The sequence below is a fragment of the Kordia sp. genome (assembly GCF_965283645.1).
Lineage (GTDB): Bacteria > Bacteroidota > Bacteroidia > Flavobacteriales > Flavobacteriaceae > Kordia.
In genome coordinates, this window is sequence record NZ_CBDIPG010000001.1 from 4,217,501 (window position 1) to 4,232,356 (window position 14,856).

Below are 14,856 nucleotides of genomic sequence, written 5' to 3' on the forward strand. Positions count from 1 at the left end.
TGAAAGCATATAAGCGCGAAACCCACCACAAGATGAGATTTCTTTAAAGGGTCGTGGGAGATGACCACGTTGATAGGCTATAGGTGTAAAGGCAGTAATGTCATAGCCGAGTAGTACTAATTACCCGTAGGCTTATGTACTGACTCTTGTTATTTTGTTTTAAGAATTATTTACTTAATCTGGTCTCAAAATTATCTCAATATGTTACCTTATACTCTTTAGTGTATTACTGAGGAGATTCTCAATTAATTGGGAATAAAGACTTAAGGTGGTTATAGCAATGGGGCTCACCTCTTACCATTCCGAACAGAGAAGTTAAGCCCATTAGCGCAGATGGTACTGCAGAAATGTGGGAGAGTATGTCGCCGCCTTTTTTTAAAAACCCTTACTAATTATTAGTAAGGGTTTTTTTTATGATATAGTTTTTTGAAAATATATGTGATTTGTTGGTTTTTGATGCTTGATGAAAACACAATATGTAAAGCGAACACATAAAGATTATTCTATGTCATTTAAACTTCAAGTAGTGCATGATCTCTCTCGATCTCAAGCTGTTTTGAAGTATGGTATTCAAACCAAATTTCTAGTTAGGGATTGGTTCAGAATGATAGAATCATAGTATTAGATTACTGGAAAGTAGTTCACAATAAAAGATTCTTGAGTAGATATAAATCTCAAACTATTACAATTTTAACACTATTCGCGAATCAGCTAACTTTTAAAGAGTTGAACACCTTGAGCTAAGAAAACTATTTCGTTTGATATGATACCTGATTAAGCAGAAGAGGAATTTGATGTTTCAATCAGAATAACTTCAAACCCAAGTGATGGATATGTTTATGATAGATTACAAGTAGAATATTCTTATTAACCTACAATAGTTGAGATAAAGAGAGAGTTGTATTATCGAGTTATCGACTCAAAACATAAGCAATAGTATATTATTTTGAAAATAATATCGTTTTCAAAAGAATTTATTGTAAGAGCTGAGAGTTGGTAGCGATCGTTTGTTATTATTTATCTAATTTTCTAGTAGGTGATGAGTTCTATATAAAACCCTCAACCTAGTTATTAAAAATATAAAACCTCTTGAGTTATGACAATCAAGAGGTTTTTTTGAAACAAAAAATAGAAGCTTATTAGTTTACAATAAGCTTTTTAGTAGTCTTTATATCGTTTGAAATTATAGATACTAAGTATAGTCCTGATGCAATATTACTTACATCAATCGTATTTTCTGAAGATAATTGCATATCAATTTTTTTACCTGCATTATCAAATACTTCAATTTTGATATCTGTAATTCCAGCTGGAACTTGAAGTTTTACAATATCTTTAGCTGGATTTGGATATAATGATACCTCAGCTAGTATGTTTTCTTCTTCAATAGATAACGTTGCTAAATTGAATGTTGAAGGTGCTGTAACAGCCGCTGCATTAGGATCTACTCTGTTTGAAAACATTGCCATTCCATCATCATCCATATCAGCTTGCATGAAAGATTTTAAAGTTGTTACTGCATTTGCTAACGGGGAATTATTTTCTAGTATGTATATAGTGCCTGATGTTGGACTTCCGTCTACTGTAAATGTATATATGTCAGAGTTTGTTCCAGCAGACGGTGCAGGTAAGGACATAGGACTACCTAAAGTCTCGGTGACTAAATATCCATCATTTGCTGGTTGCGAAACATTATTTCCATCAAAGAATGTACCATTTGCGGCATTTCCTAAAGAGGATACAGTTGTAATTGTTACACCATCAGGAACTAAGATTGTAAATCCGTAGCTCTGTACTGAAGTAGCAAAGTTGTTAGCACTTGCATTTGGCACTGCCTGCACTGTGAAGTTATAACCTCCATTGTGCATCAATGTGTAAGTATAGCCATCTTGAGCTTTTAGCTGTGAAGCTAAAAGACAAAAGATGCTAAATATAAATATGTTTATTGTTTTTTTCATAAGTTTAATTTTCTGGTAATTGTTCTTGTATTTGATATGTACTAAAGTTTAGGAAATTCCCAGGATGTGCTAATATATTTTGTAAAATTAATGGTGTATCTGGAGTTGTTCCGGTATATTGTGTGTTTCCATCCATATTTACATCATTTACATTATATCCATTTACTACATACGTAGGGAAGTTTAGGAAATTACCTGCATCATTGAGTACAGTTGATAGTATACTTGGTGAATCAGGAGTTGTTCCTGAATATTGTACCACAGTATCACTATTTACATTTCCTGACCACAATGCTAAATCTCCATTAGACAATTGCACTTGTGCATTGGTACCAAATATTCCAGTTGCACTATTTGTGAAATCTACATTCGTAGCTGTTACAGATAAAGGTAATTTATTTGCAGTCATAACACCTAAATGGTTTCTGTGCTTAACTACTATATAATATTCACCTGTTAATCCACGAACTATTACATCAGATGTACCATCTAAAGCAACAATATCTCCATCACGTTGTACTAAAGCAGAAGTATCATCAACAATAAGAGTATCGTCTGAACCACTTCTGATTTCTACTAATACCCAATCAACTATATTGTCTTGACTTGATCCACTGCCAGAAATTCCTCCATTGTTGAATACATCAGAATCAGGAATTGCAGTACTACCATCATATGGGCTAACTTTTGGGATTATATTTGCGGTACGCAAATCATCATTCATAAGTCCATCATCAATAGCATTTGTGCGTGGTCCTTGTAAAAATACTGTTGCTCGTATTCTTAAATCAACAACTTGATTCGGATCTAAGAAAACATTTTCTTGATCAACACTAAACCCATCACCATTTCCACCTTCATATAAAACAGCTAGTGAAATATTTTCTAGGGTAGTTGACTGTAAAGTTCTACTAGAGAAACCATCACCATTGCTACCTTCATATAAAACAGTAAGCGAAATATTTTCTAGCGTGGTCGATTCTAGCGTTCTACTAGAAAATCCATCACCATTTCCACCTTCATATAAAACAGCTAGTGAAATATTTTCTAGCGTGGTTGCTTGTAAAGTTCTACTAGAGAACCCATCACCATTGCTACCTTCATATAAAACGGTAAGCGAAATATTTTCTAGTGTAGTTGCTACTAAACTTCTACTAGCAAACCCGTCACCATTACTGCCTTCATATAAAACGGTTAGTGAAATATTTTCTAGTGTAGTTGCTACTAAACTTCTACTAGCAAACCCGTCACCATTACTACCTTCATATAAAATAGTTAATGAAAGATTTGTAAGCGTTGTACTTAGTTCGCTTTCTACATCATTACCATCGCCATTACCACCTTCATATTGTGCAAATACTTGTGTGACTTGGAATAGTATAAAAGATAAGATTAGAAATCTTTTTTTCATCTTTTTATGTATTAAGGTGCAGTTCTAGCCGCTCTAAATCCTAAACGATTGTTTCCAGAAGCAATAATTGATGCACCATCAAATCTATCAGATACTCTAATAAAATCTGCTCCATTTAACCAACTTCCTCCACGGAAACTGTATCCATCACCTGTTGTATTATTTGGCCAGTTAGATACGGTACCATTTCCTGTAGTAGAACTAATAATTCCGTTACCATGTAAACCTGTAAAGTTTCTTCCTTGTGCCGTTCCTACGGTTACTACACGTTCGTATAAGTTTCCAGAAAGTTCCATAATTCCATAATAACTACCACCAGTTTCTTCACGATTGTTATTTACAGCACTTGCCGCAAAAATTCCATTACGTAATGGTCCATCAATTGTTCCATTAGTTAATGAATACATTGCATTTCCAGTATTTGTTTCTGGGTTTGTAACACGCTCACTTGAGAAACCAGAGTTTACAATAGTATAGTCATTAGAAGCAATATTAGCACTTCCCCAAGCAAATTCGCCAGGTTTCGGTAAAATAGGTCCTCTACATGCTTTTTCATATTCTAACTCACTAAGTGGTCGTAAACCTGTCCAGTCCATATATGAATTCATATCTGAAATATCTAAATATGCAACAGCTCTGTCTGGAGCTGTTGATGTGGCACTTGCCGTTCCACCAGTCCATGAAATTGTATTTCTACTGATTACAGCATCACTGTTTTTGTGTGTTGCATCTGTTATATCTCTATTTGTTTTTTGATTTTCTGTCAAGCTATTGAAGAAAGCTAACCATTGCCCTTCGGTTACTTCGTATTTCATAGCGTAAAAATCATTAAACCCTTTTGGGTATGATGCAGCTAATACTCCTGTTTGGTCTCCACCATTAGAGTTTGTTGCTGTATAGTATAAGTTTCCAGATGTATTTGCAACAGTTAATGCGTTTTCTGAAGTAATTCTAAAAGAAGAAGCTGTAGAAAAACCACCTGAGTGAAATTTATTTGCTTCATCACCTGTAGTTCCTCCTACATAGAAAGATCCTTCTGGTACGTATACCATTTCAATGGCAAATACCTGAATGTCTATAATATCATTTGTATCGGTAGAACCAAAATTCCAACGAATCTGATTGTTTTGGAAATTTACATTTCCACTTCCATCGGTACTTCTGTAAATAAAAGCACCAATACCGTCAGAGGTAACTTCAATTTCAGCACCAGTAGCCGCTACTGAGTTTGCTTGGCTGATAATTCCGTGTGTCCACGTACCGTTGTTTACTCTATATTTGATAAATACCCAAGCAGCATCCCAATTAGATGGTCCTGAGCTTATTCTCCATGAATTTTCCCAAAATAGATCAAATTCTACGTGTACCCAATTTGATACATCGTTTAAGTTTTCTAGTGAAATGTTATTCACTTGGATGTTGTTTGCTTTAGTCGTTGACGTTAAAGCAAAACAAAATAGCATTAGAATTAGTGTAATTTTTTTCATTACTTTGATTTTGATTGTTTAGTTATTAGATAAATTGTATTCTAGATTATTAAAATATTTACATGTATATAATTGACTATAAGCGATCAAAATTTGGGGGTAGAGCTTATTTATGTTTCAAATATACCCGATGATTAAGCTCATAAGTGCAATTTTTGTATGAATGGAATCAAATGTTGTATAGATTGTTTTTGACTGAAAAGGGTGAAAATCCCCTTGTATGTTAACCATTTGTAAAAATAAACCGCATATACATATTTTAGCACCAATGATACGAACGACAATACAATGTAACTCGAAAAGTTTACCTTTATAGTATAAAACCCAAAATCACATGTTAAGAGCAATTTTAATTGACGATGAACCTAAAGCTTTGGAAAGTTTGTCATGGGAATTAGAAAACTTTAGCGATGAAATAGAAATTCTAGCTACGTTTACTGACCCAGAAGAAGCATTATTGTATGTAGAGAAATCAAGTTGTGATTGTATTTTTCTTGATATTGAAATGCCAACAATGGATGGTTTTCAATTTTTAAATCGATTGAAGTCAAAAGATTTTGCAGTTGTTATTACCACAGCTTATAATGAATATGCAATCAAAGCTTTAAAAGAAGAAGCTATTGATTATTTGCTGAAACCAATTGACATGGACGATCTTAAAGTTGCCATTTCTAAAGTAAAAAAATATATTTCCAGAAATGATGTTTCTACCGAAAAGTTTGAACGCATCTTATCTGATTATAATAGTAGATTCAATAAAAAACGAATCACCATTAATACAGACGGAAAACTTATTTTCCTCGATTTAGACGACTTGCTATTTGCTGAATCCGATGGAAATTATAGTACATTATATTTAACCAATTCCAAAAAAATAGTACTTACAAAGAAACTGAAAGAAGTAAATGCCATGTTACCAGATGAGCGTTTTTTCAGAATACATAATTCATACATTGTCAACTTAGATAAAATTAAAGAGTTTATAAAATCTGATGGATATGTAATTTTAGTTTCCAATCATAAAATTCCTATTTCTAGACAACGCAAAGCGGCTTTCCTAGAAAAATTATAAGAAAAATAAAGTGTATATGTGCAATTTACATAAGAATGCTTTGCTGTTCATTCTTGCCCTATTTTTATCTACCATTAGCTTTTCACAAAATATCGATAGTATTTTTGTGGAAGACGCGAATGCACTTTTAAAAACAAAACCTACAGCATATTTTAAAATTAATGAAAATCTTAAAAAGTATAGTAAAGACTCTATACAACTTCAATATTTAGCAAAACTTTACAACGAAAATAAATACCTACATGGAGAAAGTTATGCCCTAAACGGAATTGGTATTTATTGTCGCAATACATCTCAATATGAAAAAGCAATTGTATATCACAACAGAGCTTTAGAAAAGGCAAAAGAAGCTGGTGATAAAGAATTACATGTAAACGCTTTAAACATGTTAGGTGTTGTGTATAGAAGAATTGACGATATCCGAACAGCGTTAGATTATCACCAAGAAGCCTTAGCATTAGCAGAAACAATTAACGACAGAACAGAATCCGTAAAACGAAGTATTGCCGTTTCATTAAATAGTATGGGAAATATTTTTCTAGTGCTAGAACAATATGATTTAGCAGTGCAACGCTTTACAAAGTCAATAAAAATTGAAGAAAGTGTAGGCAATAAACTCGGTTTGGCAATCAATTATCATAATATAGGATATGCAAAAGAAGCTACTGGCGATTTGGAAGGCGCGTTGATTGACTATGAAGAATCGTTACGTTATAACAATGAAATAAACTCCGATTTAGGACGCGTAATTTGCAATAATACAATTGGTAGAATATACATAAAGCAACAAAAATACGAAGAAGCCATTGGCATCATTTCATCTACATTGGAAAGTGCGAAAGGATTGCGAGACAAATTTCATCTTTGTGGCGTATATACCAATTTAGGTTGGGCGTATTTAGAATTAAAAAACTACAAACTTGCTAAAAAATACCTCAATGAAGGATTGGCAATTTCTAAAGAATTCAATCTAAGAAGTTCTATAGCTGAATCCTATGAGCATTTATCCAAATTAGCCGAATATGAAAAAAACTTCAAAACGGCATTGGAATATCAGCGAAAATCGTATGAATTGAATGAAGAGATTACCAATGAAAAAAACTTCAAATATGTAAATGATCTCATTATAAAATACGATAAAGAAAAATACAATTTACAAATTGAAAATCTTGAAAAAGAAAATCAAAATGTAAAGCTTACGCTGAAACGAAATAAAAGTATTTGGATTACAAGCAGTATTGTGTTGGCATTTTTGGCTATTATGATTTACATTCTGTACAGACAACGTTTGTTGAATAATGAAAAGAAAATTTTAACGCTCGAACAAGATATGCTTCGTAGTCAGATGAATCCACATTTTGTGTTCAATTCGTTAAACTCTATCAAACAATACATCATTGCGAATGAACAAAAAAATGCGGTTCATTACTTAAATAAATTTGCAAAACTGATTCGTAAAATATTAGATGCTTCACGTGTAAAAGTTGTTCCGTTAGGAGACGAACTAGAAACAATGGATTTATATATGAGTATTGAAAATATTCGTTTTTCTAATGGTATCAATTTTGAAATTATGGTGGATAATGATATCAATCTCGATCAAATAAAAATTCCATCATTAGTATTACAACCGTTTTTAGAAAATGCATTATGGCATGGTTTATCTTCTAAAAAAGGCGAAAAAAATATTAGACTTTCTGTAGAAAATACTAAAAAAGATTTCATTACAATTTCTATTTCTGATAATGGAATTGGAAGAGAAGCGGCTCAGAAAATTGCAAATGATAAATTTGTAAAACGAAAATCAATTGGTATTGCGTTGACAAAAAATAGAATGACCAATTTTGTAAAAGATTTTAAAAATAGTTTCTCTGTAAATTTCATCGATCTTAAAGATGAAAACGAAAATCCAAGCGGAACACAAGTAGTATTAAGCATTCCGCTTCGATAATTTTATATCATTCACTCACATTCTTTTTTTGATTACGAACGCTTGCTGTCACTGCGAGGATTATTTGAAAGGTTAATATGTTCTGTAGGTCTACTAAGAGTTACCGTAGGAATGCAATCAATCGATTTAGGCGGTATACCACCTTTAATTTCTCTTAGCTTTAAATTTGTAATATGTGCAATAGTCGTTTTTCTAAGATTCATTTTTTTCATATAAAAAGGTTGAAGTTTTAAATTAAGAAATTTCAATATAAAAACATTTAGTTAGCCAAACAGTGTAAATTTTAGACAATTTATGAATTGTCATTTTTTAGTTTCCTTAAATAATACGCAGGTGATATTCCTGTTTGCTTCTTAAAAACTCTCGTAAAAGTCTCAGACCTACTAAAACCAAACTCTTGCGCCAAATATTCTATCGTATATCTTTGATAGTGGGCATCGTTTTTCAACTTTTCAAGTGCCGTGTTAATACGATATTCATTAATGTAATTAGTGAACGACTTCTCCTTATATTGATTTATAATTTTTGAAAGATAAGAAGTATTGGTATTAATTTCTTTAGCTACATGCGCAAGTGTACAATTTAAAGTCAAATAATATCCTGTAGTTTCTAAGGTTTCGAGCGACTGTAAAATCCGTTGTATATTTTTATCTTCAATAGCTGCAATCTTCATTTTTTCTTGATCATTCTTTTGAATATTCTTCGTTTCTAACTGTTCAAGAATTTTAGATAATGCCTTTTCGTTCTTTTTATTTTTTCTGTAATACTGAACTAAAAAGAAGCCTAAAATACATAGTAATAGCGAAGATATTAGTAAAATGGTATTTTGTGTACTTTTCGATTTATCTGTTAGCTTCTTAATTTTATCTTCAAACTTCTTAATATCATATTCTTTATGAATCTTTGTTAAGAGCTGATTGTTTTGTTTATAAATGAGTTTCTGAGCATTTGTATGCTTCTCATAATATATTCTTGCTTTTTCAATTTCTTTGGTATGAAGATAGCTATTTGCTAATAAAAAGTATAAATCAGGAATTTCTGTGAATGAAATTTCATGTGTATCTAAAAGGTTCGTTGCAGGTTTTAAAACCTCAATCACTTTTGAATAGTCTTCTATTTCATGGTAAGTCCTTGCAATGTATAAATTGATTAAAACTCTTCGCCGAATGATAGAATTACGATCAAAATATGTTTTTGCCTCCTTGAATTTTTCAAGTGCTTTTTGATACTTTTTTTGTTTGTGATATAATTTTCCTTGCTCACTTACCAATAAAAAATAGGCTTCTTCATCCTTGTGATAGATACTTTTCTCTACTCCTAAATTTATATAATGATCGGCCACATCTAAAGAATCCATGCTTAAATACGCATTGCTGAGAAAATGTAAAACGCTAATTTCACTTTTGTGATCACCAATTTCTTTAAAACCTTTTAATGCGATAATTCCATCCGCTAAAGCTTCCTTGTAATTAGCGAGATCCTTTCTTAGCAGTGCAATGTTATATAAAGTAATTAATGAACTTCGTTTGTCTTCTGTATTTTTAGATATGTCCCATGATTTTAAATACAGGCTTAATGTTTCTTTATAATTTCCTTTTTGATAAAAAATATTGCCCTCCAAAAAATAGCTTTTTGCTAAAAAAACCGCATCATTCATTTCTGTAGCGTAATTTCTTAGGCTATCAATTGCATTTATTGCGTGTTCATTATCTCCTAACTTCCTGTGAATGAAGGCTAAGTTATAATAAGATGCAATCTTCCAAGTAGAATTATTATCATTATATGCTTTCTTCAACATCTCATTAGCATAGGTTTTTGCTTCATCAAAATTGTGTTGTTTTTTGTGCTGAAATAAAGAGTCCAATCTTGTAAAAGACAAATTGCTAAAGTCTTTTTGAGAATTATTTTGACCTTGTATAGTTGCAATTGAAAAAAGAAAAAATATGCTAACTATGTGCCATTTTATAGAAAATGCAAGCATTATTATGATTTTAAATTTAAAATTGAAGATATCTTTTTTATTCATATCAAGCACAAAATCTTAAAGGTACATTACTAAGAATAATTATACAATTCATGAATTGTATAAAAACGAATTTGCATACAGCTTGTCAATTCTGCTACTTTTGAAAAAGATCGATCGCATACTTTAGTATAATTATTAATACAATTAAAACAATAGAAATGAAAAAACAAAAAACCTTAAAACTACAATTCAATAAAAATATCGTTTCAAAATTTCAGACATATCATGTTTCAGGAGGAGATATTCATGTTTCGGGAGGACACAATACTTGCCCGAGTGTTTGGTGTTCAGAATTAAATACAGCTTGTTGTCCTAGAACAGTGTTTCCTTGTCTGATACAACCCAATAGCAGAGCTGTGAAAACAGGTTGTGTTGCTGTTCTTGCTACACAAGTAGGACAACATACGTGTATGGATGTTAACGGAAATTTATGTTAACTAAAAAAATGGCTGTCTAAAAGTCGTTTTTTCGAATAAAATAAAGCAATCTGTGAAATTTAAGTTATTGATTCACAGATTGCTTCAAAATTATAAATTTTTCGTAATACACTTTTTAGGCTGTCTCCTTAAATAAAATATCTTGTCCTTCAAACCTTTTTTAGTTGTACGATACACAAAAGTTAGCAGGGCAAGATATAAATATAAGAATTTCAAGAATGTTTACTTTAGTAAAGAATCCTTTACAATACTATCTTTTTGAATGGCCATAGAATCTTTGATAGCTTTTTGTCGTGCGCGTTCTTCATCAGTATAAATTACATCTTCAGATAAATTTTCAGAAGCTTGCCACGTTTCTCCAAGTTGTTTTAAAATTTCAGTATTCCATTGTGAAGGATGTTTGGCATCTATCCAAACAACATCTTTATAGGAAACATCAACCAACGCCAAATCTGGAGTTGAACCACCATCAAACTGATCGCTATTTGCTCGTTTTGCCGCAACAGTTGAAAGCATAAACAAACGTCTTTTTCCGGCAATATCTCTAATAAAAGGTCTAAACTCTACAGGTTTATTAACGGTCCAATCGTACGATTTTTTAGATTCCATCACTTTCGCTGGCATTGCCGAAACGCCTGCATATCCTTCTTTCTTCTTAGAATGATTGTAATAATATACTTTTTTAGTTCCGTCGGCGGGAATAAAAACACTAATAGATAAACTTGTACGTTGGTCACCAATTGGTTCTAAACCAAACCAATGATACAAACCGTCATACGCATTATTTACTACGCCATCAAACTTGAAATCTGTCACAAATGGTTGTTGATTTTGATCTTCTATCAAATCTGGAATTTTTACCGCAGTTTTCTTATTCCAAGGCAATGGATCTGTAAAACCACCTAAAAACATCATCGATTTTGCTTGCAAACGTGATACTTTTTCAGACAATGTATTTTGACGTGTTAAGTATGGATAATTTTGTACATCTTCTGCGGCAATAAACGTTCCTTTTCCAATGAGCAAACGCTCCAAATAGTCGTTAAAATCATGTTCACCAGTTTCTACAACCATCACGCCACCAAACGTTGGATATGGAAAAAAGAAACCTTTCCATTTAATCAAACTTACAACTTGAACCCACTTTCCTTCGTCATTTTTCATGTAATACGCTTCGTGCGGTTCGTAATTAAACAATTGCCAAGGATTAAAACGTTGCACAACGGCATTATAGGTATTTCTACTAAACGCTAACGATTCGCCAATAGCAAATGTTGCCGCAATTCTATTCTCGTTAGAAAATCGGGGAGAAGGTGATGTACTCGAAACCGAAAACAATTCTTCAATATTATCACTTGTACGTTGCACAAAATATTCTTGTGAAGGTTGTACAGCCATTGTCCATTGATTGCGATCATCAACTCTAACCAATTGTGGCGCTGATACTTCTTGCGTTTCCGAAATAGATTCGTACGCCATTGTTTTAATGTTGTTATATGGCTGTATACGTTCGTTTTGCGTTAGTGGCAATGCTGAAATTTCTTGAAGATTCATGTCGTTAAACACATTGTACGTTTGCATATAATCATACATGCCAACATTCCAGAAAAGGACATATATCAGCGTAATAGACGCCAATGTCAAAATTCCTCTAAATACTTTTTTTAGGGCATTTGTAGCTTTTCGAAATGCTCGAATTCCGAGATATAATATTCCAACAAACAAAAGTAACACAAAGAAATACTTTCTAATAAAAAGTAAAAATGGTTGATAATCGTCTCTTAAAATAAAAAGCGCACAAAAAATGATAATTCCTATAATAATGAGGATAGTTTTCTGTTTTGCGCCACGTTTCCAATATCTTTTTAGCATAACTTTCTATTTTAAAAATCCTTTATCTTTTAATCGTTCTCTACCGCTTTTCTTAGGCGTTTCAGGTTCGTTTGCAGCTTCTTCTGTTTCTGTTTCTGTTTCTTTTTCTTTAGAAAAACTTGATGCCGCTTCTTGTCCTTTGGTTTTAATATCGTCAAAAATATCTTTTCCAGTATCGACAACTTTATCAATAAGGTCTTCAGATTTATCTTTTACATTGATTACAAAATTAGCAATATAAATTCCGATCATTGTTCCAAACACACCAGAAACGTAATATTCAATTCTAGGGCCGAAAGGTAATAATAGAAAAACCAATGCCACTAAAATAAAGATAACATTTACATACACGAGTCTTGGAAGAAATTCTTGATTTACAAAAAAACCTTTCTTGCTAGTTGCAGGCATGCGTAGTTCTTTTGAATTTGCAATTTTGTTAATAGATCTGTATAATCCATTACTTTGAGCTTCGAGCCAATACAATGCAATTCCAAAAATGATACTTGTTATAAATATGATGATGTCAAATGTAATCATGTGTTCCAAGTGTTTTGTTTAATTAATTTGATGACCCAATCCTGATACGATTCGTCCCAATTTGTATATTCTGAATAGAATGTTTCCTTATCATACCAATACAAAAATAATGGATCTTTGTATGGTGATGTTTTTACAATCAATTTCCAAACAAGTTCTTGTTCTTTCATTGGTAGTTCAGGTGTTGGAATTTGTATACAAGCCAACACTTCTGGCGTTAAGCCACCTTCTATATCTAATGCGTTTTCTTTTTTAGAATTCTCTTTTAAGCGTTCTAAAATCATAACTTGCTTTCGCGAATCTGCTGTGAAACGATTTAAATAGCGTTTGTACACATTACTATTTTCTAAAATTTCATGCAATGAATGTGTCGCATTTTTTAGTTGCTTCGAGAAAATTATTTTTTGTACACGTTCATAATATCCTGATAAAACGCTGTGTTCAGGATCGAGTACAATCATTTTTTCAGCGGCCAATGCACTATAAAAACGTCCGTCTTCAATATGAAAACCTTGTGTTTTTGACGATGTTTGTACTTTATCGGCAACTTCTTTCGATTCAAATATTAGAATGTTTTTTCCACTTCCTTTTCGTCTAAAAACAAACACGCCGCCAAATGCTCTAGTGTAAAAAGAATCTGTTTTAAAAGACATGCTTTCCATTTCCAGCGTACGCGAACGTAAATCGCCGTGTTTTCTGGCGGAAGCCAAAATTTTTAAATGTAAACTTTCATCTAAAAAATTATCGTCATCATGAAACGTTTCAACAAGTTTCAATTGCTTTTGTTGTATGCTGTATAAATCTTCAACAACCGTAAAATCGACTGTGATTTGATTGTATTTTAGTAAATCTTCTGGTTCGTAAAACGCATCAATATATTGATCTAAATCTACACAAATTGCGGCGTCACGTGTAATATCTTTAATGGCATCACGATGTTCTTTAAACACCAAATTCATGATTTCTCTATCAAAACTATGAAAAGGCGTGTACGCTGGTTTTTCGTTTTGTTTTGGTGAAAGAATGATAGCATTCGGATTGGCTTCTCCAGAATTTAAATACAAGAAATCATCTTTTTCATCGGCAATTTCAGGACTCCAACCCATGGCATCAATATGAAAACTGCGCAGTTTTGTTGGTGCGGTTCCTATGAAAGATAGACATTTATTGTAGCGTTCTACCAAAGCGCCCGTAACAGGAACTAAGGCGGCGCCAAATAATTCAGATCGTTTTAATTTTTCCATTCGCTATGTATCAATTCAACCATAAAAATACAATTATTTATAGTTTTTCAAGGATATTAAATTGTTGTTATTGTGCTATTCTTTCTAACTGTCAAAAAGCACTCAGTCATATTATATTAGTAAGAAATTTGATCGTTTCGTTACAGTTTAGATCAAGATTCCAAAATAGATCGTTTAAAATAAGGTTTTCCAATAGACGCCTGTAATTGCAGTAGCATCTATGAGACCTATATAGCGACTATCTCTTGCATTATCTCTGTTATTACCAAGCACAAATATTTTTCCTTCGGGAATTAGTAGCGGTCCAAAATAATCTTTGTTCCAGTTTTGTTGATAGTTTTCTTTAACTAAATCATCTACATGATTTTTCTTTTCTATGTATTTATATTTTCCTAAAGCATTTAAGTTTGCATCGGAATCTTTCATAAACACCATGAATGTATCTTTGTTTAGCTTGATTTTATCTGAATATGAATCGTTCAATTTGCCCAATTGCGCTTGACTTAAAAGATACGAATGTTTTAATTCGAACTGTTTGTCAAAATTTTCACCATTTACATATAAAACACCTTTTTTAATCTCAATCGTATCATTTTCAACACCACACAAACGAAAAATATAGTTAAAATCTTGGTATGGGAGATCATGAGATAAACGATCGTTGAATGTAAATGTAATTAAATCACCACGTTTGGGCGTTTTTAAACTTGTTGTTAGTATATACGAACCTTTTTTTATGGTAGGTTCACTACTAGATGATGAAATTGTGGATAGTACGAGCGCTCCTGAAAATTTTAAAATATAATACACAAGCGCAATGCTGAAGAGAACGATGTATATTTTGTATGATTTTTTCTTCAA

Annotated in this window: 11 protein-coding genes and 2 rRNA genes (1 of these 13 running past the window's edge); 5 read left to right on the forward strand and 8 right to left on the reverse strand. The window is 32.2% G+C overall.

The features are described from left to right. Both ACQ654_RS18785 and rrf read left to right on the forward strand, forming a co-directional pair. Positions 1–140 (forward strand): 23S ribosomal RNA (locus tag ACQ654_RS18785); it begins 2,683 nt to the left of the window's first position. Positions 141–264: 124 nt separating this feature from the next. Next, positions 265–374 (forward strand): 5S ribosomal RNA (gene rrf / locus ACQ654_RS18790). A 765-nt stretch (positions 375–1,139) separates the two neighbouring features. Here rrf and ACQ654_RS18795 read toward each other — a convergent pair. From ACQ654_RS18795 to ACQ654_RS18805, 3 genes are read right to left on the reverse strand one after another with little or no spacing between them, the layout of a single operon-like run. Then, on the reverse strand, positions 1,140–1,958 hold the full coding sequence (locus tag ACQ654_RS18795) for a T9SS type A sorting domain-containing protein (RefSeq protein ID WP_430411883.1): 819 nt from the start codon (positions 1,956–1,958) through the stop codon (positions 1,140–1,142). Between the two features lie 4 nt (positions 1,959–1,962). Beyond that, complete coding sequence (locus ACQ654_RS18800; protein ID WP_430411884.1) at positions 1,963–3,369, reverse strand: hypothetical protein; 1,407 nt, start codon at positions 3,367–3,369, stop codon at positions 1,963–1,965. Positions 3,370–3,380: 11 nt separating this feature from the next. Beyond that, on the reverse strand, positions 3,381–4,856 hold the full coding sequence (locus ACQ654_RS18805; RefSeq protein ID WP_430411885.1) for an SUMF1/EgtB/PvdO family nonheme iron enzyme: 1,476 nt from the start codon (positions 4,854–4,856) through the stop codon (positions 3,381–3,383). A gap of 334 nt (positions 4,857–5,190) precedes the next feature. Here ACQ654_RS18805 and ACQ654_RS18810 point away from each other — a divergent pair, with 334 nt between their 5' ends. After that, the gene (locus ACQ654_RS18810) at positions 5,191–5,928 is read left to right on the forward strand and encodes a LytR/AlgR family response regulator transcription factor (protein WP_430411886.1); all 738 of its coding nucleotides are present in this window, start codon (positions 5,191–5,193) and stop codon (positions 5,926–5,928) included. A 16-nt stretch (positions 5,929–5,944) separates the two neighbouring features. Beyond that, positions 5,945–7,879, forward strand: a complete 1,935-nt coding sequence (locus ACQ654_RS18815; RefSeq protein WP_430411887.1) for a tetratricopeptide repeat-containing sensor histidine kinase — start codon at positions 5,945–5,947, stop codon at positions 7,877–7,879. A 292-nt stretch (positions 7,880–8,171) separates the two neighbouring features. Here ACQ654_RS18815 and ACQ654_RS18820 read toward each other — a convergent pair whose 3' ends face one another. Then, positions 8,172–9,860 carry a helix-turn-helix domain-containing protein gene (locus tag ACQ654_RS18820; RefSeq protein WP_430411888.1) on the reverse strand — a complete coding sequence of 563 codons (1,689 nt, stop codon included), beginning with the start codon at positions 9,858–9,860 and terminating at the stop codon, positions 8,172–8,174. A gap of 203 nt (positions 9,861–10,063) precedes the next feature. On the opposite strand from ACQ654_RS18820, the gene ACQ654_RS18825 reads away from it, so the two are divergent. Continuing rightward, the gene (locus ACQ654_RS18825; RefSeq protein ID WP_430411889.1) at positions 10,064–10,342 is read left to right on the forward strand and encodes a hypothetical protein; all 279 of its coding nucleotides are present in this window, start codon (positions 10,064–10,066) and stop codon (positions 10,340–10,342) included. Positions 10,343–10,564: 222 nt separating this feature from the next. Here the strand turns inward: ACQ654_RS18825 and ACQ654_RS18830 are convergent, their stop codons facing one another. The 4 genes from ACQ654_RS18830 to lepB all read right to left on the reverse strand — a co-directional run bounded on the left by ACQ654_RS18830 (position 10,565) and on the right by lepB (position 14,856). Beyond that, a complete protein-coding gene (locus ACQ654_RS18830) occupies positions 10,565–12,214 on the reverse strand; it encodes a hypothetical protein (protein ID WP_430411890.1) in 1,650 nt (549 codons plus the stop codon). A gap of 6 nt (positions 12,215–12,220) precedes the next feature. Beyond that, the gene (locus ACQ654_RS18835; RefSeq protein WP_430411891.1) at positions 12,221–12,751 is read right to left on the reverse strand and encodes a hypothetical protein; all 531 of its coding nucleotides are present in this window, start codon (positions 12,749–12,751) and stop codon (positions 12,221–12,223) included. Then, complete coding sequence (locus tag ACQ654_RS18840; protein WP_430411892.1) at positions 12,748–13,995, reverse strand: DUF6638 family protein; 1,248 nt, start codon at positions 13,993–13,995, stop codon at positions 12,748–12,750. The genes ACQ654_RS18835 and ACQ654_RS18840 overlap by 4 nt, the downstream gene beginning before the upstream one ends. Before the next feature lie 174 nt (positions 13,996–14,169). After that, entirely contained in the window at positions 14,170–14,856 is a 687-nt protein-coding gene (lepB, locus tag ACQ654_RS18845; RefSeq protein WP_430411893.1) for a signal peptidase I, read from the reverse strand.

What these genes read in the sequence shown, in the direction of transcription:
- ACQ654_RS18795 (WP_430411883.1), bottom strand. Translation starts at nt 1,958, where the DNA reads ATGAAAAAAACAATAAACATATTTATATTTAGCATCTTTTGTCTTTTA.
- ACQ654_RS18820 (WP_430411888.1), bottom strand. Translation starts at nt 9,860, where the DNA reads ATGCTTGCATTTTCTATAAAATGGCACATAGTTAGCATATTTTTTCTT.
- ACQ654_RS18835 (WP_430411891.1), bottom strand. Translation starts at nt 12,751, where the DNA reads ATGATTACATTTGACATCATCATATTTATAACAAGTATCATTTTTGGA.
- ACQ654_RS18815 (WP_430411887.1), top strand. Translation starts at nt 5,945, where the DNA reads ATGTGCAATTTACATAAGAATGCTTTGCTGTTCATTCTTGCCCTATTT.
- ACQ654_RS18800 (WP_430411884.1), bottom strand. Translation starts at nt 3,369, where the DNA reads ATGAAAAAAAGATTTCTAATCTTATCTTTTATACTATTCCAAGTCACA.
- ACQ654_RS18805 (WP_430411885.1), bottom strand. Translation starts at nt 4,856, where the DNA reads ATGAAAAAAATTACACTAATTCTAATGCTATTTTGTTTTGCTTTAACG.
- ACQ654_RS18830 (WP_430411890.1), bottom strand. Translation starts at nt 12,214, where the DNA reads ATGCTAAAAAGATATTGGAAACGTGGCGCAAAACAGAAAACTATCCTC.
- ACQ654_RS18840 (WP_430411892.1), bottom strand. Translation starts at nt 13,995, where the DNA reads ATGGAAAAATTAAAACGATCTGAATTATTTGGCGCCGCCTTAGTTCCT.
- ACQ654_RS18825 (WP_430411889.1), top strand. Translation starts at nt 10,064, where the DNA reads ATGAAAAAACAAAAAACCTTAAAACTACAATTCAATAAAAATATCGTT.
- ACQ654_RS18810 (WP_430411886.1), top strand. Translation starts at nt 5,191, where the DNA reads ATGTTAAGAGCAATTTTAATTGACGATGAACCTAAAGCTTTGGAAAGT.